At 74.1% G+C, this 23,355-nt stretch carries 1 protein-coding gene and 1 pseudogene; both read right to left on the bottom strand.

All coding sequences use genetic code 11. The features are described 5' to 3' along the window. Positions 1 to 4 precede the first annotated feature (4 nt). The gene (locus tag ACW4TU_RS43480; protein WP_457422810.1) at positions 5 to 12,265 is read right to left on the bottom strand and encodes a type I polyketide synthase; all 12,261 of its coding nucleotides are present in this window, start codon (positions 12,263 to 12,265) and stop codon (positions 5 to 7) included. Between the two features lie 32 nt (positions 12,266 to 12,297). After that, a pseudogene (locus tag ACW4TU_RS43475) lies at positions 12,298 to 23,349 on the bottom strand (type I polyketide synthase); the annotation flags it as partial. Between the last annotated feature and the right edge of the window lie 6 nt (positions 23,350 to 23,355).

Here is a 23,355-nt window from a genome sequence, read left to right as displayed (position 1 = left end):
CCGTTCACTCCTTGCCGAGTTCCGAGCGGATGAAGTCGAGCAGCTCGTCGTCCGAGGCCGTGGCGAGCCGCGTGTCGACATCGCGTCCTTCGCCCCCGTCGGTCACCGGGGTGTCCGCGACGGCCAGGGTGCGCAGCCGGGCGGCGATCGCCGGGCGCCCCGGGTCCTCCACCGCCAACTCCGCGAGGGCTGCCTCCAGTTGGTCGAGGAGGTCGGGGACGGCCAGGCGTCGCTGTGGGCCCGTCGGGCCCGCGTGGTCGAGAAGGCGGTGTTCCAGCTGCTCGGCCAGGGTCGCGGGGGTGGGGTAGTCGAAGACGAGGGCGGCGGGCAGTGGCAGGCCGGTCGCGGCGGCGAGGCTGTTGCGCAGCTCCACCGCGGTCAGTGAGTCGAACCCGACCTCCCGGAACGACCTGCGCGGGTCGAGGCTCTGGGCCGAGGGGTAGTCGAGAACCACCGCGGCCCGCGCCCGGACCAGGTCCAGCAGGGTCCGGGCGCGCTCGGCGGCGGGCAGTGCCGCCAGCCGCTCGGCGTTCCCGGGCCCGAAGCCGTCGCCGGTCTCGGCGGCGGGGCGCTCCTGGGGTGCCGGGACCAGGGTGCGCAGTATCGCGGGCAGTGTGCCGGCCGCTGCCCGGCCGCGCAGCACACCGGAGTCGGTGCGCAGCGGAACGAGGGCGGCCTCGTCGCCCGCCCAGGCCCGGTCGAGGAGATCGAGGCCCTGCCCGGCGTCCAGCGGCAGCACGCCCGCCCGGGCCATACGGCGCAGGTCCACGTCGGCGAGTCGGCCTCCCATGCCGCCGCCGGTTCCCCACAGCCCCCAGGCCAGCGAGGTGGCGGGCAGCCCGTGCGCGCGTCGGTGACGGGCCAGGGCGTCCAGGTAGGCGTTGGCGGCGGCGTAGTTGGCCTGGCCCGCGCCGCCGAGGGTGCCCACGGCGGAGGAGAAGAGGACGAAGTGCGTCAGGTCCAGGTGCCGGGTGAGTTCGTGCAGATGGTGGGCGGCGTCCGCCTTGGGGCCGAGGACGGTGTCGACCCGTTCCGGCGTGAGTGCCGTGACGACGCCGTCGTCGACCACGCCCGCGGTGTGGACCACGCCGGTGAGCGGCCGGTCGGCCGGTATCGCGGCGAGGACCGCGGCGAGCGCGTCGCGGTCACCGACGTCGCAGGCGGCGAAGACGACCCGGGCACCGGCGCGTTCCAGGTCGGCGGCCAGCTCACCGGCTCCCGGGGCGTCGCCGCCGCGTCGGCTGACCAGCAGCAGGTCCCGTACGCCGTGGTCGGTGGCCAGGTGCCGGGCGACGAGCCCGCCGAGTTCGCCGGTCCCACCGGTGACCAGGACGGTGCCATGTTGCGCGCGCGGGGTCGGGCCGAGCGGCGCGACCGGCGCCGGTATCAGTCGCGGGACGAACAACTGGCCGTCACGTACCGCGATTTGAGGCTCTCCGGTGCTCAACGCGGTGGCCATGGCGGCCGTCAGGGCGGGTGCGTCGGTGGCGTCGTCGGCCAGGTCGACCAGGACGAAGCGGTCGGGATGTTCGGCCTGGAGTGACAGCAGCAGCCCCTGCACCGCCGCCTGTGCCGGGTCGCCGGTGGTGGCCCGGCTCGTCACGAGGGCGACCCGAGAGCCCGACAGCCGGTCCTGGGCGAGGAGTTCCTGCACGCGGGTGAGCGTGTGGTGGGTCAGGTGCCGTACGGCGGCGGGGTCGTCGGCCGCCGCGTCCTGCTCGTCCGGCTCGGTGTCCACCGGCAGGACGATCAGGTCGGTGGCCTCGTCGACGGTCTGGGGCGCGGAGTGGACCTGGGCGGTGTCGGCCGCGTCGGGGAACGCCTTGGCCAGGGCGCCGGCGCGGCCCTCCGGACGGCCGAGAACAACCCTGTTCAGGTGGGACGCCGACTCCGTGACCGCCTCGACCGGCTGCCATGACAGGGCGTACAGATCCTGCTCGGCGGTGTCGCGGGCGTCCTGGTGGCGGGTCGTCTCCAGCCAGTAGGACTCGTGCTGGAAGGCGTATGTCGGCAGGTCCGTCCGGCGCGCTCCGGTGAGGTACGCCGGCCAGTCCACGGGCACGGAGTTGATGTGCAGGCGGCCGACAGCCGCGGCCAGGGTGCGTGTCTCGTCGCGCCCCCTGCGCAGGGCACCGAGGGCGACGAGGTCGGGGGCGTTCTCCCGGACCATGGCGGCGAGGGAGCCGTCGGGGCCCAGTTCCAGTACGGTGCCCACGTCCTGGGCCTGGACCGCGCGGACTCCGTCGGCGAAGCGGACGGTCGCCCGGACGTGCCGCACCCAGTACTCGGGGGTGAGCAGTTCCTCGCCCGCGATCCCGCCGGTCACGTTCGACACGAGGGGGACTGTCGGTTCGTGGAAGGTGACCGAGGAGAGCGCCTCTGCGAACTCGTCGAGCATCGGCTCCATCAGGCCGGAGTGGAAGGCGTGGCTGACGGCGAGCCGTTTGACCCGGCGGCCGTCGGCGGCGAACCGGTCCGCCAGCGCCCGGACGGCCTCCTCGGCCCCGGAAAGCACCACCGACGAGGGGCCGTTCACCGCGGCGACCGACACGTCCGCCGTGTCGGGGATCTCCTGCTCAGCCGCCTCGACCGCCCACATGGCTCCGCCCGGGGGCAGCGCCTGCATCAGCCGCCCGCGCGCCGCGACCACGTGGCACGCGTCGGCGAGCGACCACACTCCCGCCACATGTGCGGCGACCAGTTCGCCCAGGGAGTGCCCGAACACGACGTCCGGCCGCACGCCCCAGGACTCCATGAGCCGGAACAGCGCCACTTCCACGGCGAACAGGGCGGGTTGGGCCAGACCGGTACCCTCCAGACGGTCCGCCGGCCCGTCGAAGACCGACTCCCTCAACGGGTCCGGCAGCAGCCCGTCGAAGGCCGCGCACACCTCGTCGAAGGCCGCCGCGAACACCGGGAACGCCTCGTACAACTCCCGCCCCATACCGACCCGTTGCGACCCCTGACCCGAGAACACCAGGCCGAGGCCGCCGGTTGAGGGCTCGTCGGGGGTGGTGGCGTCGATTGCGGCGAGCGCCCGCCGGAGTTCCTCGTGGTCGGCGGCCACCAGGACGGTGGCACTGGGCAGGACGGCCCGGGTGGTGGCGAGGGAGAACGCCAGGTCGTCCAACCGCATCCCCGGTTCCCGGGACACGAGTTCGGCGTACCGGTCCGCCTGGGCCCGCAGTGCTGCCGGGTTGTGCGCGGAGACGACGAACGGCACGGCGACCGGCACGGAGACCAGGCCGACGGCATCGCCGCCTGGCTCCGTCAACTGCGCTTCGCCCTCTGGTTGTTCGAGGATGACGTGGGCGTTGGTGCCGCTGATCCCGAAGGACGAGACGCCCGCCCGACGCGGACGCCCCGTCTCGGGCCACCCACGCGCCTCGGTCAACAACTCCACCGAACCCGCCGACCAGTCCACCTCACCCGTCGGCTCATCCACATGCAGCGTCGCAGGCAACACACCCGCCTGAAGTGCCAACACCGTCTTGATGACACCACCCACACCCGCCGCCGCCTGCGTATGGCCAACATTCGACTTCAACGACCCGAGATACAAAGGCCGTTCACGGTCCTGCCCATACGTCGCCAGCAGAGCCTGCGCCTCGATCGGATCCCCCAACCGGGTCCCCGTCCCATGCGCCTCCACCGCATCCACATCCGAGGGCGACAACCCCGCACTCGCCAACGCCGCACGAATCACCCGCTGCTGCGACGGACCATTGGGCGCCGTCAGCCCGTTCGACGCCCCGTCCTGATTCACCGCCGAACCCCGCACCACCGCCAGCACCGGATGCCCATTGCGCCGCGCATCCGACAACCGCTCCACCACCACAACCCCGGCACCCTCGGCGAGGGCGAAGCCGTCGGCCGCGGCGGCGAAGGACTTGCTGCGTCCGTCGCGGGCCAACGCCTGCTGACGGCTGAAACCGACGAAGGACGCGGGCTCGGACATCACGGTGGCGCCGCCCGCGAGCGCGAGGTCGCACTCACCGGCCCGCAGCGCCTGAACGGCGAGGTGCAGGGCGACCAGCGAGGACGAGCAGGCCGTGTCGACGGTGACCGCCGGTCCCTCCAGGCCGAGGGTGTACGAGATCCGCCCCGAGGCGACGCTGGCGGCGGCCCCCGTGGCGAAGTAGCCCTCGACGTCGCCTGCCGCGTCCAGCAACCGGGCGGTGTGCCCCTGTTCACTCAGGCCGACATACACGCCGGTGCGACTGCCGCGCAGCCCCGACGGATCGATACCGGCCCGTTCCAGGGCCTCCCAGGAGGTCTCCAGCAGGAGCCGCTGCTGCGGGTCCATGGCCTGCGCCTCGCGCGGCGAGATGCCGAAGAACGCCGGGTCGAAGAGGGCCGCGTCGCTGAGAAAGCCTCCGTGGTCGACGTAACTGGACTCGGCGGTGGTGCCGTCGGGGTCGTACAGCCGGTGCAGCGGCCAGCCGCGGTCGGTGGGGAAGGCGGTGATGAGATCCGCCTCCTCGCTGACGGCCCGCCAGAGGTCCTCGGGGGACCCGATGCCACCGGGGAAACGGCAGCCCATCGCGACGACGGCGACGGGGTCCTCACGGTCGGCGACGCTGACCACCGCCGGTGCCGCGCGGTCCGGTGCGCCGAACAGCCGGTCGCCGAGGAAACCGGCCAGCGCGGTCGGGGTCGGGTGGTCGAAGACGAGCGTGCTGGGCAGCCGTACGCCGGTGGCGGCGGCGAGCCGGTTGCGCAGGTCCACCGCGGTGAGCGAGTCGAAGCCCAGTTCCTTGAAGGCGCGTCTGGCGTCGACGGCGTCCGCGCCGGGGTGGCCCAGGACCGCGGCGGCGTGTTCGCGCACCAGGTCGCGCAGGGCGCGGGTGCGGGCCGCCGGGTCCAGGCCGGTCAGGCGGCCGGCGAGTGCGGACGCCGGGGCGTCGGAGGTCTGTTCGGCCGCGGCCGGACGGGCTTCGGGGATGTCGTCCAGCAGGTGGCTGGTCCGGCCGCTGGTGAAGACCTCGGTGAACCTCTCCCAGTCGACGTCGGCGAGGATCACCGAGGTCTCGCCGTCGGCGAGGACGGTGCGCAGGCCCGCGATCGCGGTCTGCGGGTCGATGACGGGCAGACCGGTCAGGCGGAGCTGGTCGTAGATGGTGTCGGAGACCATGCCGCCGCCCGCCCAGGGCCCCCAGGCGACGGAGAGGGTGGGGACGCCGTCGGCACTGCGCCGTTCGGCCCGGGCGTCGAGCACGGCGTTGCCGGCGGCGTACACGCCGTGGTCACCGGCGCCCCAGACCGCGGTGATGGAGGAGAAGTAGACGACGGCGTCGAGCTGTTCGGGGTCGAGCACGGCTTCGAGGTTCTCGATGCCGGCGACCTTGGCGGCCAGCACGGTGGCCAGGTCCTCGAACGGGGCCTCGGCGACAGGGCCGAGGACACCGACGCCCGCCGCGTGCACGACGGCACGGATCCGGTCGCCGTCGCGTTCGACGTCGGCGAGGGCGGTGGCGAGGGCGGCACGGTCGTTGGCGTCACAGGCGACCAGGGTGACGCGTACGCCCGACTCCCCCAGTTCGGCGAGGAGTTCGGCGGCTCCCGGGGCGGTCGCGCCCCGCCTGCTGAGCAGGACCAGATGCTCGGCGCCGCCACGGGCGAGCCAGCGGGCGACATGTGTGCCGAGGGCTCCGGTGCCTCCGGTGACCAGGACGGTGCCGCGTGGGCTCCAGCCTCCCGCCGGAAACGCCGGTGCGGTGGCGTGGACGAGCCTGCGGGCGAGCACCCCGGTGGGCCGCAGCGCGACCTGGTCCTCCCCGTCACCTCCGGCCACGACGGCGATCAACCGCTCGTGGACAGCCGAGTCGACGGTGCCCGGCAGATCGATCAACCCACCCCAGTGTTGAGGCAGTTCTACGGCGGCGCACCGCCCGAGCGCCCAGACGGCGGCCTGGGCCGGGTCGGTGGGACCGGCGTCGTCGGCGGTGCTCACGGCCCCGCGGGTGAGGCACCACAGCGGGGCGGCCGTGCCTGTCCCGACGAGCGCCTGGAAGAGCGCCAGGGTGGTGGCAAGGCCGGTCGGCACCACCGGGTCGGCCGGGTGCGGGGTGGTGTCGGCGCCGGTGAGGGCGATCACGCCGGTCGGCGCGGCAGCCCGGACATGCCCGGCGAGGGTGTCGGCGTCGTCGTCCGCGCCCACGGTCACCAGCACACCGTGTTCGGCGCGCTCCAGCACGGCTGCGGCCACCCCGGCGAGCGCCGGATCGTCACGCAGCGCCGCCGGTACGGCGACCAGCCAGGTGCCGGGCAGGACGGCGGGGGCGGGCGGCGGTGTCAGGGGGCGCCAGTCGACGGTGTACCGCCAGGCGTCGACAGCGGTGCGCTCGCGCCGTCCCCGGCGCCAGGACGAGAGCGCCGGCAGGACGGTACGCAGGGCCGGTTCGTCAACGGGCAGGTCGAGTGCGGTGGCCACGGCACCGACGTCCTGTTTCTCGACGGCCTGCCAGAACTCCTCGTGTGCGGGGTCGGCCAGGGGGACGCCCGGGAGCGTCTGCGGCCAGATGCGACGCCGCTGGAACGGGTAGGTCGGCAACTCGACCGGGGTACTGGGCGCCTCGGGACGGTCACCGGCACCGTAGGCCGAACTCCAGTCCACCCGCACACCGCTCACGGCGAGTTCGGCGATCGAGGCGACCATGCGAGCGAGACCACCCTCGCCCCGGCGCAGAGTACCCACGACGAGCGGCTCGACGTCGGCGTGCTCGGCGGTCTCCGCGATGGGGGCGGTCAGCACGGGGTGGGGGCTGATCTCGACGAACACCCGGTGTCCGGCCTCGACGAGACCGGTGACGGTGTCTTCGAGACGCACTGTGGAGCGGAGGTTGCGATACCAGTACTCGGCGTCCAGACCAGCCGTGTCGAGGCGTTCGGCAACGACCGTCGAATGGAACGGCACATGAGCGGTGGCGGGCGACACCTCACCCAGCACAGCGTGGAGTTCCTCCCGGATACCCTCCACCTGAACAGAGTGCGAGGCATAGTCCACCTCGACCCGCCTCGCACGCGCCCCCAGGCCGGTCGCCTCCGCGATCACCTCATCCAGATCCACCGGCGCACCGGCCACCACGACCGAGGAAGGCCCGTTCACCGCCGCCACCTCAACGCGGCCCTCCAGCACCGGAGTCAGAGCCCGCACCTCGGCGACGGGCAACTGGACGGACGCCATCCCGCCTTTGCCCGACAGAGCGAGGATCGCCCGCGACCGCAGCGCCACCACCCGGGCACCGTCCTCCAACGACAACGCACCCGCCACCACAGCAGCCGCGATCTCACCCTGCGAGTGGCCGACGACGGCCGCCGGCTCCACACCGTAGGACCGCCACACCTCCGCCAACGACACCATCACCGCCCACAACACCGGCTGAATGACATCCACCCGGCCCAACTCGGCCTCATCACCCAGGACATCGGGCAGCGACCAGTCCACAAACCCGGACAGTGCCTCCGCACACTCCGCCATCCGCGCCGCGAACACCGGCGAGGAACCCAGCAGTTCCACCGCCATCCCCACCCACTGCGACCCCTGACCCGGAAACACGAACACCGGGCCGCGGCCGACCGGTCCGGCAGCACCGGTGATCACCGCCGGAGCGGTGGCCGTGCCGTCCGCGAGGGCGTGCAGACCGGTCAGCAGCTCGGTTCGGTCGCGCCCGATGACCACCGCACGGTGCTCGAAGAGCGAGCGGCTGTGCAGCAGCGCCTTGCCGACGGAGGACACGGTGACGTCGGCGTCGGCCCCGTCGAGTCGGTCCGCGAGGCGGGCGGCCTGGGCGCGGAGAGCCTCCGGGGCGCGGGCGGAGAGAATCCAGGGGCGAACAGCGGGTTCGTCGTCCGCGTCCGCGTGGACCACGGTTTCGGGGTCGTGTTCGAGGATGACGTGGGCGTTGGTGCCGCTCATCCCGAACGCCGACACGGCGGCCCGGCGCGGACGTCCGGTCTCCGGCCAGGGCTGATGCTCCGTCAGCAGCCGTACCGTACCGGCGGACCAGTCCACCTGCCGCGTCGGCTCGTCCACGTGCAGCGTGCGCGGCAGCACACCCTCACGCAACGCCAGCACCGTCTTGATGACCCCGGCCACCCCTGCGGCGGCCATGCTGTGGCCGATGTTGGACTTCAGTGAACCGAGCCACAGGGGTTGGTCCTCCGAGTGGTCGCGGCCGTACGTCGCCAGCAGGGCCTGCGCCTCGATCGGATCCCCCAGCCGGGTCCCCGTGCCGTGCGCCTCCACCGCGTCCACATCGGCGGTGGTCAGTCCCGCACTCGCCAACGCCGCCCGGATCACCCGCTGTTGGGACGGACCGTTGGGCGCGGTCAGCCCGTTCGACGCGCCGTCCTGGTTCACCGCCGAACCCCGGATCACCGCCAGCACCCGATGGCCGTTGCGTCGCGCGTCGGAGAGCCGTTCCACGACCAGGACGCCGACGCCTTCGGCCCAGCCGGTGCCGTCGGCCGTGTCCGAGAACGCCTTGCACCGACCGTCGGCGGCGAGGCCGCCCTGGCGGGCGAACTCCAGGAACCCACCGAGGGTGTTCATGACGGTGACGCCGCCGGCGAGCGCGAGGTCGCACTCCCCCGCCCGCAGCGCCTGCCCCGCCAGATGCAACGCCACCAACGACGACGAACACGCCGTGTCCACCGTCACCGCCGGACCCTCAAGACCCAGCACATACGACACCCGGCCGGAGACGACACTGCCGGCGGTACCGGTCATGACGTGGCCCTCGGCCTCGGGGGTGGCGGCGAGCACCTCGGCGTAGTCGGAGCCCGCGATGCCCGCGAAGACTCCGGTGCGGGTGCCCCGCAGCGAGGCCGGATCGAGACCCGTGTGTTCCAGGGCCTCCCAGGAGGTCTCCAGCAGCAGGCGCTGCTGCGGATCCATCGCCAGCGCCTCGCGCGGGGAGATACCGAAGAACTCCGCGTCGAACTCGGCCGCGTCGTGCAGGAATCCGCCGGTCGTCGGGGAACTGCCGTCGATCTGACGCAGCGCCGCGAGGTCCCAGCCCCGGTCACGGGGGAACGCGGTCACGGCGTCGCCCGCCGAGGCGACCAGCCGCCAGAGGTCGGCGGGCCCGGTGACGCCGCCCGGATAGCGGCAGGCCATGCCGACCAGGGCCAGCGGTTCGTCCGAGGCGCGGGCCCGCGCGGACACCGGCGGCGCGTCGACGCGTTCGCCGTTCAGGTGGGAGACGACCGCCTCGGGCGTCGGATGGTCGAAGACCAGGGTTGCGGGCAGTGTCAGTCCGCTCTCCTCGGCGAGCCGGTCGCGGAACCGGACGGCGGAGAGCGAGTCGAAGCCGAGTTCCTTGAAGGTGCGGTCCGGCGGGACGGCGTCCGGGGAGGAGTGTCCGAGTACGGCGGCCGTGACACTCCGGACGAGTTCGAGATCGAGCACCGGGTCTGTTCCGGTGGGGCGTTCGGCAGCCGTGGGCCGTGGTTCGGCGGCGGGCCGTGCGGGGTCGAGCAGGGGGGCGCCGGTGCCGGCGGTCGCGGGCAGCCAGAAGCGGTCACGTCGGAACGGGTACGTCGGCAGGTCGACCCGGGGCCCGTCGGCGGGCCCGAGCACGGCGGTCCAGTCGACGGCGACCGACCGGACGTGGAGCTCGCCGAGGGCGGTCAGCAGGGCGGTCGGTTCGTGCTGGTCGCGTGGCAGGGAGGCGACCAGGGCGGGGGCGGTCGCCGCGTCCGGGAGGCAGTCGCGGGCCAGCACGCTGAGGACTCCGCCGGGGCCGAGCTCCAGGCAGGCGGCGACGCCGAGTTCACCGAGCGCGCGGACGCCGTCGTGGAACCGTACGGTCTCGCGGACGTGCCGCACCCAGTAGTCGGGTGAGCGGAGTTGTTCCTCGGTGGCGAGGGCGCCGGTGACGTTGGAGACGACGGGGATGCGCGGCGCGTGGAACGTCAGGCTCCCGGCGATCTCACGGAACCGGTCCAGCATCGGTTCCATCAGCGGGGAGTGGAAGGCGTGGCTGACCTGGAGGCGGCGGGTGCGCAGCCCGCGTTCCGCGCAGAGCGCGGCCACGGCGTCGACGGCGTCGGCCGGGCCGGAGAGCACGGTGGCGCGGGGACCGTTGACCGCGGCGACGGCGAGGAGACCGGCGGTTCCGCTCCCGTCGAGGAGGGCGGGCACGTCGTCCTCGGCTGCCTCGACGGCGAGCATGGCGCCGCCTTCGGGGAGCGCCTGCATGAGGGTGGCGCGGGCGCCGACCAGGGTGCACGCGTCGTCGAGGGAGAGCACTCCGGCGACGTGCGCGGCGGCCAGTTCGCCGATGGAGTGGCCGAGCAGGTAGTCCGGGGTCAGACCCCAGTGTTCGAGCAGCCGGTAGAGGGCGACCTCGAAGGCGAACAGTGCGGTCTGTGTGTACGCGGTCCGGCCGAGCAGTTCGTCGGAGGCGAGGGCTTCGTCGAGCGGCAGGTCCAGGTGCGGGTCCAGGCGGCTGCGTACGGCGTCGAACGCTTCGGCGAACACCGGGTGCGCGGCGTACAGTCCCCGCCCCATGCCGGCCCGCTGGGCGCCCTGGCCGGTGAAGAGGAAGGCGAGCGGTCCGGCGGGGGCCTCGGTGCCGCGCACCACGCGGGCGTCGGGGCGGCCGTGCGCGAGGGCGTCGAGGCCGGCACGGAGTTCCTCGCGTCCGGTGCCCACGACGACGGCCCGGTGGGTGAACCGGGTCCGCGCGGCGGCGAGGGCCCGCGCGACCGGCAGGGGTGCGGGAGCCTGAGGGGGCTCGACGAAGTCGCGCAGCCCTCCGGCCCGGGCGCGCAGCGCTTCGAGGTCGCGGGCGAAGAGGAGCAGGGCCACGGGGGTGTCCGCGCTGGAAGGACCGGACGTACCGGAAGTACTGGCGGGGCCGGAAGGCAGGGAGTCCTCGGCAGGAACGCCGCCATCGGGTGCCTGTTCCAGGATCACGTGCGCGTTGGTTCCGCTGATCCCGAAGGACGACACGCCCGCCCGACGCGGACGCCCGGTCTCGGGCCACGCCCGTTCCCGCGTCAGCAGTTCCACCGCACCGGACGACCAGTCCACCTCCGGCGTCGGCCGTGCCACGTGCAGCGTGCGCGGGAGTATCCCTTCCCGCAGCGCCATCACCGTCTTGATGACACCGCCCGCGCCCGCCGCGGCCTGCGTATGACCGATGTTGGACTTGAGGGAGCCCAGCCACAGCGGCTGCCCCTCGGGCCGGTCCTGGCCGTATGCCGCGAGCAGGGCCTGCGCCTCGACGGGGTCGCCGAGCCGGGTGCCCGTGCCATGGGCCTCGACGGCGTCGATCTGGGCGGGGCTGAGTCCCGCGTCGGCGAGGGCCGCGCGGATGACGCGTTGCTGGGCCGGCCCGTTGGGGGCGGTGAGGCCGTTGGAGGCGCCGTCCTGGTTGACGGCGGTGCCGCGCACCACGGCGAGGACGGGCTGGTTCTCCCGCCGTGCGTCGGACAGCCTCCGCAGGACGAGGACGGCTACGCCCTCGCCCCAGCCGGTGCCGTCGGCCGTGTCCGCGAAGGACTTGCAGCGGCCGTCACCGGCGAGGCCGCCCTGGAGCAGGAACTCCTCGTACAGCCCGGGGTTGGCCATCACGGCCGCGCCGCCCACCAGGGCGAGGGAGCACTCCCCGGCGCGCAGCGCGCGGGTGGCGAGGTGCAGGGCGACCAGGGAGGACGAGCAGGCCGTGTCGACGGTCAGCGCCGGGCCTTCGAGGCCGTAGAAGTAGGAGAGGCGGCCGGAGGCGACGCTGCTGGTGGTGCCGGTAAGGACATGGCCCTCGACCTCGCGCAGCGCCTCGTCGTCCCGCGGTCCGTACTTCTGGTCGGCCATGCCGACGAAGACACCGCCGTCGGTGCCCTTGAGGGCGGCCGGGTCGAGGCCGGAGCGTTCGACGGCCTCCCAGGACGTTTCGAGGAGCAGCCGCTGCTGCGGGTCCATCGCCAGCGCCTCGCGCGGTGAGACACCGAAGAACTCGGCGTCGAACTCGGCGGCGCCGGACAGGAATCCCCCTTCGAGGCGGACTCCGGCGGACGCCAGCCCATCGGTGCGCCAACCTCGGTCGCCGGGGAACGCGCCGACAGCGTCCCGGCCCTCACGGACCAGGTCCCACAGGTCCTCGGGGGCGTTCACCCCGCCGGGGAAGCGGCAGGCCATCGACACGATCGCCACGGGCTCCCGGTGCCCCGCCTCCAGTTCCCGCAGCCGCTTGCGGGTGCGCTGAAGGTCGGCGGTCACCCGCTTGAGGTAGTCAACAACCTTGTCGTCGTTCGCCACAGGTACTCCGATTCGACCGAACGGTACGGGGGTCAGGTGAGGTCGCCGAACTGGCTGTCGATATAGGCGAGGAGCTCGTCGGCGCCGGCCGCGCCGAGCGTGGCGTCGTCGTCGGGGTCGTCCGCGGCGGTCGTCGTCGCCGCGTCGAGCCGGTGCAGGATCCTGCGCAGGCGGTCGGCCACCTCGGCGTGTGCCGGGTGGTCGGGCAGCAGCGCTTCCGCGGCGGTCTCCAGCCGGTCGAGGTCGCGCCGCAGCAGTTCCTCGGGGCCGGGTCCGGCGGGTACCGCCTGCCGGAGCAGATGCTCGGCGAGGGCCACCGGCGAAGGGTGGTCGAAGATGAGTGTCGCCTGGGCGGCGAGCCCGGTCGCCGCCCGGAGCTGGTTGCGCAGTTCGACGGCGGTGAGGGAGTCGAAGCCCTGGTCCTTGAACGCCTGGTCGGGGTCGACCTCGGCGGCGTCGGCATGCCCCAGGACCTGGGCGGTACGGTCCAGGACCAGGCCGAGGACGTGGAGGTGGCGTTCCTCCTCGGGCAGCGCGGCGAGCCGGGCGGCGAAGTCGGCGCCGGGTTCGGGGAGTTGGCGTACGGCGGCTGCCGCGCGGCGCGGTACCGGACCGGCGAGTTCCCGCAGGAGCGCGGGGAGCGGCTGTTCCCGGTACCGGGCGCGCAGGGCCGCCGGGTCGAGCGGGGCGGCCGTCACGGTGGCCGCCGCGGCGGTGAGCGCGGTGTCGAACAGGGCGAGGGCACGTGCGGTGGGGAGCGCGGCGGTACCGGTACGGCGCAGCCGCTCCCGGTCGCGTTCGCCGAGTGCCGCGGTCATGCCGCTGGTCTCCTCCCACAGTCCCCAGGCGATGGAGACGGCGGGCAGTCCGTCGGCCCTGCGCTGTTCGGCGAGGGCGTCGAGGTAGGCGTTGGCGGCACAGTAGTTGGCCTGTCCGGGGGCGCCGAAGGTGGCGGAGGCCGAGGAGAAGAGCACGAAGTGGTGCAGGTCCAGGCCTCGGGTGAGTTCGTGCAGGTGCCGGGCACCGTGGGCCTTGGCGTGCAGGACGGGGTCGAGGCGGTCGGGAGTGAGGGAGGTCAGGACGCCGTCGTCGACCGTGCCGGCGCAGTGCACGACGCCGGTGAGCCGGTGGCCGTCGGCGGTGAGCCGGTCCAGCAGGGCGGACACGGCCGTCCGGTCGCCGATGTCGCAGGCGGCGACCTGCGCTGTGGCCCCGTCCGCCGCGAGGCCGGCGAGCAGTTCGGGGACCCCGGGAGCGTCCGCACCGGATCGTGAGGTGAGCACGAGGCGGCGTACGCCGTGCCGGCCGGCCAGATGGCGGGCGACGCGGGCGCCCAGGGTGCCGGTACCGCCGGTGACGAGGACGGTCCCGTCGTGGGCGGGCGGCGGGGTGAGTACGAGGACCGCCTTGCCGACCAGCCGGGCCTGGGCGACGGCGCGGAAGGCTTCGGGCGCCCTGCGGATGTCCCAGGTGGTGACGGGGGGCGGGGCCAGAACGCCGGCGGCGAACAGTCCGGTCAGTTCGCCGAGCATCTCCTGGATGCGGTCGGGTCCCGCGTCGCCGAGGTCGAAGGCGCGGTAGCGCACGCCGGGGCGGTCGGCGGCGACCCGGTCGGGGTCCCGTACGTCGGTCTTGCCGATCTCGACGAACCGGCCGCCGTGCGGCAGCAGTTCGAGGGAGGCGTCGGTGAACTCGCCGGCGAGCGAGTTGAGGACCACGTCCATGCCCCGGCCGCCGGTGGACGACAGGAACCGCTCGCGGAATCCGGTGTCGCGGGAGTCGGCGATGTGTGCGGCGTCGAGGCCGGCCGCGTGCAGCGCGGACTGTTTGGCCGCGCTCGCGGTGGCGAAGACCTCGGCGCCCAGATGCCGGGCGAGCTGGACGGCGGCGCTGCCGACCCCGCCTGCCCCGGCGTGTACCAGGACCCGTCGGCCGGGCTCCACCGCGCCGAGGTCGCGAAGCCCGTACCAGGCGGTCAGGCAGGCGACGGGGGCGGCGGCGGCCGTGGCGAACGTCCAGCCGTCGGGCACGGGGGCGAGAAGCCGGTGGTCGGTGACGGCCGTGGGTGAGAAGGCGCCGTCGAGCAGGCCCATCACGCGGTCTCCGGGGGCGAACCGGGTGACGCCCGGCCCTGCCTCCAGGACGACTCCCGCGCCCTCGATGCCCAGTTCGGCCTCCCCGGGATACATGTCGAGGGCGATCAGGGTGTCCCGGAAGTTGACTCCGGCGGCACGGACGGCGATCCGCACCTCGCCGGGCGCCAACTCCCGCTCCCCCGAACGGTCGTTCACCAGCGTGAGGTCGCTGATCGAGCCACGTCGGGCGACGTCCAGACGCCATGGGCCGGCCGGCACCTCAAGCGGCCGACCGTCCGTCGCCCGCACCAGCCGTCGGCCGTGGAATCGTCCGGCCCGCACGGCGAGATCGGGTTCGCCGTACGCCAGAACCCTTGCGGGGGACGGCAGTTCGCCGTCGGTGTCCACCAGGACGAAGCGGCCGGGGTGCTCGGCCTGGGCCGCGCGGACCAGTCCGGCCGCGGCGGCGTGGGCGAGCGCGTGGCGCGGGTCACCGACGTACCGCCGGGTCTCGGTCAGCAGGCCCGGTTCGCGCACTGTCGCGGCCCGGTGGGTGACGACCACGAGGGGGGTGTCGGCGTACCGCTCGTCGGCCAGCCACTCCTGGAGCACCCGCAGCACGAAGGCGGTGACGTCCGCGACATCGCCGGGCGGGCAGCGGACCAGCACCGCGTCGGGGGTGGCGTCCAGCCGGAGGAGGTCGGGGTGTCCGTCGGCATCGAGCGGCAGCAGGACCGGCTCGGCGTGTGCCGCTTCCCCGGTTGCCCCGGTTGCCCCGGTCTCCCCGGCTTCCCCGGCGAGCGGCAGGGCCGTCCACTCGATCCGGAAGAGGGCGTCGCGGTCGGGGGCGGTGCCGCCCGGCATACGGTCCGCCGTCACCTCGCGCAGCACCAGGCCGTCGACGGTGACGACGGGATCCCCTTCGACGTCCACGGCGGTGAGGGCGACAGCCCCGTCCGCGCCCCGGCTCAGGCGGACGCGCAGAGCGTCCGCGCCGGTCGCGTGGACCCGTACGCCGGTCCAGGTGAACGGCAGCCGGGCCGGGGTGCCGGCCGGCAGGTCCACGCCCAGCGCGTGCAGGGCGGCGTCCAGCAGAGCGGGGTGCACGGTGTAGGCGCCGGCCGACGCCCGCTCCTCCTCGGGCAGCTCCACCTCGGCGAACAGCACCTCCGGCGTTTCCTCGGAGCGCAGCACCGAGCGCAGGCCCTGGAAGGAGGGTCCGTAGTCGAAGCCGGCCTCGATCAGGCCGGGATAGAAACCGTCGAGCGGAACCCGAGTACCCGCGGCCGGAGGCCACGGCCCGAGCGGAACGGCGTCCGCCTGCTCCTCGGGCGCGAGCGTGCCCTCGGCGTGCCGGGTCCACGAGGGGTCGTCGTCCGGCGAAGCATCGGTGGCGGGACGGGAGTAGACGGCGACGGTACGCCGTCCCGTCCCGTCGGGCGCGCCGACGACGAGTTGGAGATCGGCCGCCGTGTCACCCTCGATCGCCAGGGGCGTGTACAGGGTCAGTTCGGCCAGCTCGGGGCAGCCGAGCCGTTGTCCGGCCCAGCAGGCCAGGTCCACGAAGGCGGTGCCGGGCAGCAGAACGGTGCCGAGCACGGTGTGGTCCGCCAGCCAGGGATGCGTGGCCGAGGCGAGCCTGCCGGTGGCGATCGCCTCGCCGCCCGAGGCCGCGACGAGCCAGGTGTTCAGCAGCGGATGGCCGGCCGCCCCGAGCCCGACGGCGGCCAGCGCCTCGGCGGCGGGCGCACCGGTGGTCGCCGGCCAGTAGCGGCGGCGCTGGAAGGCGTACGTCGGCAGGCCGACGCAGCGGGCGCCGGTGCCGGCGAACACGGCCGACCAGTCCACCCGTACGCCCCGGACATGCGCCTGCGCGAGAGCGGTCAGCGCCGTGCTCGGCTCGGGCCTGTCCCGCCGTAGCACCGGCACGCCCACGAGGTCCGGCTCGGTCGTCTCGACCATCGGCACCAGCGAACCCTCGGGTCCCAACTCCAGGACCGTACCGACGCCCTGGGCGCGCAGGGTACGCACGCTGTCGGCGAACCGGACCGTGGCGCGGACGTGCCGCACCCAGTACTCCGGGGAGCACAGCTCCTCCCCCGCGATCTCGCCGGTCACGTTCGACACGACGGGGACGACGGGTGCCGCGAACTCCACCTGTGCCAGGACCTCGGCGAACTCGGCGAGCATCGGCTCCATCAGAGGGGAGTGGAAGGCGTGACTGACGGCAAGGCGTTTCACCCGGCGGCCCTCGGCGGCGAACCGGTCCGCCACCTCCCGTACCGCCTGCTCGGCGCCGGACAGCACCAGTGACGACGGACCGTTGACCGCGGCCACCGACACCTCCGGCAGGTGCCCGATGCCGATCCCGTCCTCCGGCACCTCGACCGCCCACATGGCTCCGCCCGGGGGCAGCGCCTGCATCAGCCGCCCGCGCGCCGCGACGACGTGGCACGCGTCGGTGAGCGACCACACTCCCGCCACATGTGCGGCGACCAGTTCGCCCAGGGAGTGCCCGAACACGACGTCCGGCCGCACGCCCCAGGACTCCATGAGCCGGAACAGCGCCACTTCCACGGCGAACAGGGCGGGTTGGGCCAGACCGGTACCCTCCAGACGGTCCGCCGGCCCGTCGAAGACCGACTCCCTCAACGGGTCCGGCAGCAGCCCGTCGAAGGCCGCGCACACCTCGTCGAAGGCCGCCGCGAACACCGGGAACGCCTCGTACAACTCCCGCCCCATACCAACCCGTTGCGACCCCTGACCCGAGAACACCACCGCCAGGTCGCCGTGTGTGGCCAACCCCGTGACGATTCCCGGGTGTTGGCGGTCCTCGGCCAGCGCGTCGAGGGCGGCGCGGAGAGTCTCCTCGTCCGTGACCACCACGGCGGCACGGTGATCGAGGGCGGCGCGGTGGGCCGCCAGCGTCAGGCCGATGTCATGGAGGACGGGAACGTCCGTCGCACCGTCGAGGAAGTCCCGCAGGCGCCCCGCCTGTGCGCGCAGGGCCGCCGGGCCCCGGGCGGAGAGCAGCAACGGGACGGCGGGCAGGGGCAGTTCGTCGTCCGTGAGCGGCAGATCCTGTTGGTCCTGCGGGGCCTGTTCGAGGATGACGTGGGCGTTGGTGCCGCTGATCCCGAACGCCGAGACACCCGCCCGACGCGGCCTCCCCGTCTCGGGCCACTCCCGCACCTCGGTCAGCAATTCGATGGAACCCGCCGACCAGTCCACCTCACCCGTGGGCTCATCCACATGGAGCGTCGGAGGCAACACACCCGCCTGAAGTGCCAACACCGTCTTGATGACACCGCCCACACCCGCCGCCGCCTGCGTATGGCCCACATTCGACTTCAACGACCCGAGATACAAAGGCCGTTCACGGTCCTGCCCATACGTCGCCAGCAGAGCCTGCGCCTCGATCGGATCCCCCAACCGGGTCCCCGTCCCATGCGCCTCCACCGCATCCACATCAGCGGGCGACAACCCCGCACTCGCCAACGCCGCACGAATCACCCGCTGCTGCGACGGACCATTGGGCGCCGTCAGCCCGTTCGACGCCCCGTCCTGATTCACCGCCGAACCCCGCACCACCGCCAGCACCGGATGCCCATTGCGCCGCGCATCCGACAACCGCTCCACCACCACAACCCCGGCACCCTCACCCCAACCCGTGCCATCGGCACTGTCTGCAAACGCCTTGCACCGTCCGTCGGCGGCGAGACCGCCCTGCCGGGCGAAGGACTCGTACGCGGTGGTGGTGGCCATGACGGCGACGCCGCCCACCAGGGCGAGGCCGCACTCGCCGTCGCGCAGGGCGCGGGCGGCCGAGTGGAGGGCGACGAGCGAGGACGAGCAGGCCGTGTCGACGGTGACCGCCGGTCCCTCCAGGCCCAGGGTGTACGAGATCCGCCCGGAGGCCACGCTGCCCACCGAGCCGGTGAGGGCGTAGTCCTTGCCCTCCTCGGTGGCGATGGCCACCGTGCCGTAGTCGAAGTTGCCCGCGCCGACGAAGACACCCGTGCGACTGCCGCGCAGGGACAGCGGATCGATGCCGGCGCGTTCCAGGGCCTCCCAGGACGTTTCCAGCAGCAGTCGCTGCTGCGGGTCCATCGCCAGTGCCTCGCGCGGCGAGATGCCGAAGAACGCGGCGTCGAAGTCGGCGAGGTCGTGGAGGAACCCGCCCTCCGCCGTGGGTACGGAGTCGGTGGCACGCCAGCCCCGGTCGGCCGGGAAGCCGGTGATGCCGTCGCGGCCCTCGGCGACCAGCCGCCACAGGTCGTCGGGCGAACGCACGTCGCCGGGATACCGGCAGGCCATGGCGACGACGACCACCGGGTCGTCGACGGGCCGCACGGCGGCCGGTGCCGGGTCTGCCACGGTGGCGGGCGGCCCGGTGAGCAGGCGGGTGCGCAGTTCGGCGGCGACCGCGGCCGGGGTGGGGTGGTCGAAGGCGAGGGTGGTCGGCAGCCGCAGACCGGTGTCGGCGGCCAGCCGGTTGCGCAGGTCCACGGCGGTGACCGAGTCCAGGCCGAGGTCACGGAAGGCGTCCGTGGTGCCGACCGCGTCGGGGCTCTCGTGACCGAGGGCGGTGGCGGCGGCGGATCGTACGAGGTTCAGCAGGAGTCGGTCGCGGTCCCGGTCGGTGAGCCCGTTCAGGCGCTCGGCGAGCGGGGAGACGGCTCTCGGCACCGTTTCGGCGGGCTGCGTCGGGAGGGCGGCTTCGGGGATGTCGTCGAGGAGCGGGCGACGGCGGGCGAGTGTGAACCCGGTCGCGAACGCCCGCCAGTCCATGTCGCTGACGGTGAGCTGGGGTTCGCCCGCGCCCACGGCGTCGAACAGGGCGGTGAGCGCGGTCCGCGGAGCCATGGCGCGTACGCCGATCCGGTCGAACACGCGCTGCACCCGGGCGTCGACCATGCCGCCGTCGGCCCAACTGCCCCAGGACACACAGGTGGCGGGCAGGCCGCGGGTGCGGCGCCGGGCGGCCAGTGCGTCGAGGTGGGCGTTGGCCGCCGCGTAGGCGCCCTGGCGGGCGCCGCCCCAGACGGCGGCAGCGGAGGAGAACAGCACGAAGGCGTCGAGGTCGTGGTCGCCGAGGAGTTCGTCGAGGTGGCGGGCGCCCTCCACCTTGCCCGCGGCGGTCGCGGCGAGGTCGGCGGGCGTGAGGGCGGAGAACCGGTCGAGGCTGCTGACGCCTGCCGCGTGCACGACGGCGGTGAGTGGATGTGCGGCGGGGATCGCGGCAAGAACGGCCGCGAGTGCCTCGCGGTCGGCCACGTCGCAGGCGGCGAGGGTCACCTCGGCACCGGACTGCCGTAGTTCGGCGGCGAGTTCGGCGGCCCCAGGGGCGTCCGGGCCGCGTCGTCCGGTCAGCACGAGATGGCGGGCGCCCTCGCGGGCCAGGCGACGCGCGACATGGGCGCCCAACGCGCCCGTGCCGCCGGTGATCAGGACCGTGCCGCCGGGTTTCCAGCCGGTTCCGCCGACGCGTGGGGCGCGGGTGAGGCGGCGGACGCGGGGGCCTGTCTCGCGCAGCGCCCACTCCTGCTCGTCGCCGGGAGCGGCCAGTACGGCGCACAGGGCGTCGGCGTCGGCCGGGGCGAGCCGCGGGGGCAGGTCGATGAGGCCGCCCCACCTCGCCGGGGTCTCCATGCCGACCACACGGCCGAGCCCCCACACCTGGGCCTGTTCGGGGCTGGGACCGTTCGGATCGTCGAAGCCGTCATGGGCGGCGACCGCGCCCCGGGTCAGGCACCACAGTGTGGCGGTGCCGTCAGTGTCGGCCACCGCCTGGGCGGCGGTCAGGGTGGCGGCGACGCCCGCGGGCACGGTGGGGTGGCCGGGGTGGGGGCGGGTGTCGGTGCCGAGGACGGAGACGATTCCGGCGGCCGACGCGTGCTCGGCCAGCAGGACGGCGAGTTCCGCGCGCCCGGTGTCGGGCCCGACGCCGACCCGGTGGACGTGGGCGGCGCCGTGCGCGGTCAGGGCGTCGGCCACCCAGTCGCCGAGGTCACCGGGGGTTTCCGGTTCCAGCAGCGCCCAGTCGCCGGTGAGCGGGGCCTGCCCGGACACGGGGGCGGGGACCGGTTTCCAGGTGACGCGGTAGCGGTTGCGGTCCGCCGCGACGCCGTCGCGGGCACGCTCGCGCCAGCCGGCCAGGGCGCGCACGGTCGTGTCGAGCGCCTCGTCCGCCCGTACGCCGATCTGGTCGGCCACCGATGCCGTGTCACCCCGTCCGACGGCCTCCCACAGGGCGGTCGACGCCGGGTCCTCGGTGGCGGTCGGGGCCGGCCTGTCCAGCCAGTGGCGCGTGCGCCGGAAGGCGTACGTGGGCAGTTCGACGCGGCGGGCGCCGCAGCCGGCGAGGAACCGGCTCCAGTCGACGGTGGCACCGTGCGCGTACGCCTCGGCCAGTGCCTCGGCGAACCGTTCGGGCCGGCCGCCCGGGCCGCGCCGCAGCGTGCCGAGGACGGTGGCCGCCGGCGCGCCCGGTGTCTCGGCGTCGGCGGCGGAGTCGAGGGTGTCCTGGATGGCGTGGACGAGTACGGGGTGCGGGCTGACCTCGATGAAGAGGGTGTGCCCGTCGTCGAGCAGGGCCCGGGTGGTCTCCTCGAAGCGGACGGTGTGGCGCAGGTTGCGGTACCAGTAGTCGGCGTCGAGCCCGGTGGTGTCGAGGCGGCCGGCGGTGAGCGCCGAGTAGAAGGCGGTCGGGGCGGGGCGCGGGCGGACGGGCGCCAGGTGCCCGGCGAGTTCGTGCTCGATCGCGGTCACCTGCGAGGAGTGCGACGCGTAGTCGACGGTGACGCGTTTGGCGCGGACACCGTCGCGTTCGCAGTCCGCCAACAGCTCGTCGAGGGCGTCGGGTGCACCGGCGACGACGACGGAGGCGGGTCCGTTGACCGCCGCGAGGTCGCCCTGGCCGGCCAGGGCCGCGAGACGTTCCCGTACGGCGGTCGCGGGTTCGGCGACCGACACCATGCCGCCCCGGCCGGACAGGGCGGTCAGTGCCCGGGAGCGCAGCGCGACGACCCGGGCGCCGTCCTCGAGGCTCAGCCCGCCGGCCACCACGGCGGCGGCGATCTCCCCCTGGGAGTGGCCCACGACGGCGTCGGGACGCACCCCGCAGGAGGCCCACAGTTCGGCGAGCGACACCATGACCGCCCACAGCACCGGCTGGACCACGTCGACGCGGGTCAGCGCGCCGGCGGCGTCCGGAGCGCGCAGGACGTCGGTGAGCGTCCAGTCGACGAACGGCGCGAGGGCGGCCTCGCACTCGGCCATGCGGCGGGCGAATACCGGCGAGGCGTCCAGCAGGTCCACGGCCATGCCGGGCCACTGGGAGCCCTGGCCGGGGAAGACGAGGACGGTACGCGGGGCGCCCTGGGCGGTGCCTCGCAGGACACCCTGCGGGGCGGCGCCGTCGGCGGTCCGCGCCAGGAGGGCGAGCAGCTCGTCGCGGTCGGGTGCGAGGGCCACCGCGCGATGTTCCATCGCCGTCCGGGTGGTCGTCAGCGTCCACGCGACATCGGCCGCCGAGGTGTCGGGCGCGGTGGACGTGAGGTGCCGGTGCAGGGTGTCGGCCTGGGCCCGCAGGGCGGGTTCGGAGCGGGCGGTGAGCGGCCAGGGCAGCAGGGGCGGGGTGGTGAAGGGCAATACGTCGCCGGCTGTCTCCGGTTCTCCGGGGGTGTCGTCGGCCGACGGGGCTTCGATGATGACGTGGGCGTTGGTGCCGCTGATCCCGAACGACGACACGCCGGCCCGGCGTGGACGCCCCGTCTCCGGCCACCGCTCGTCCGCCGCCAGCAGCCGGACGGCACCGGAGGACCAGTCGACCTCGTGGGTGGGTTCGGACACGTGCAGGGTCCTGGGCAGGATGCCGTGCCGCATCGCCATGACCGTCTTGATGATCCCGGCGACGCCCGCGGCGGCCTGCGTGTGACCGATGTTCGACTTCAACGAGCCGAGGTACAGCGGCTGTTCGCGCTCCTGTCCGTACACCGCGAGCAGTGCCTCGGCCTCGATGGGGTCGCCGAGGCGGGTGCCGGTGCCGTGCGCCTCGACCGCGTCCACCTCGGCGGCCGTCAGTCCGGCGTCGGCGAGCGCGGCCCGGATGACCCGCTCCTGGGCGGGGCCGCTGGGCGCGGTGAGGCCGTTGGAGGCGCCGTCCTGGTTGACCGCCGTACCCCGTACGACCGCCAGCACCGGATGCCCGTTGCGCCGGGCGTCGGACAGTCGCTCGACGAGCAGCAGTCCCGCGCCCTCGGACCAGCCCGTGCCGTCCGCGCCGGCGCCGAAGGCCTTGCAGCGGCCGTCCGCCGCGAGTCCGCCCTGTCGTTCGAAGCTGAGGAACATCCCGGGCGTGGGCAGCACGGCCACCCCGCCCGCCAGGGCCAGGTCGCAGTCGCCGCGCCGCAGTGCGCCCGCGGCCAGGTGCAGGGCGACCAGGGAGGACGAGCAGGCGGTGTCCACGGTCACCGCCGGGCCCTCGAAGTCGAAGGTGTAGGCGACGCGGCCGGTGGCGACGCTCGCGGTCGTGCCGGTCAGAACGTGTCCGCCAATGTCGTCGGCCGCCTCGTCGAGCCGTGGGCCGTAGTCCTGGGTGACGAGTCCGGCGAACACGCCGGTCCGTCTGGCCGCGGGCGACCGCGGGTCGATCCCGGCGCGTTCGAAGGCCTCCCAGGCCGTCTCCAGGAGCAGCCGCTGCTGCGGGTCCATGGCGGCGGCCTCGCGCGGCGAGATACCGAAGAACGCGGCGTCGAACCCGGCCACGTCGGACAGGAAGCCGCCGGGATAGGTGACGTCCCAGCCCCGGTCGGCGGGTACCTCGCCGACGGCGTCCCGGCCCGCGGCCACCAGGTCCCACAGCAGCTGGGGCGAGTCCGCGCCGCCGGGCAGCCGGCAGCCGATGCCGACGACGGCCACGGGCTCGTGCGCGCTCGCCTCCGAGCGCTGCAACCGCCCCCGGGTCTCGTGCAGTTCGGCCGTGACACGCTTGAGGTACTCGACCAGCTTCTC

The organism is Streptomyces kryoterrae, assembly GCF_054072135.1.
The sequence above is the reverse complement of the archived record's forward strand: the minus strand, read 5'-3'. Positions and strand labels throughout refer to the sequence as shown.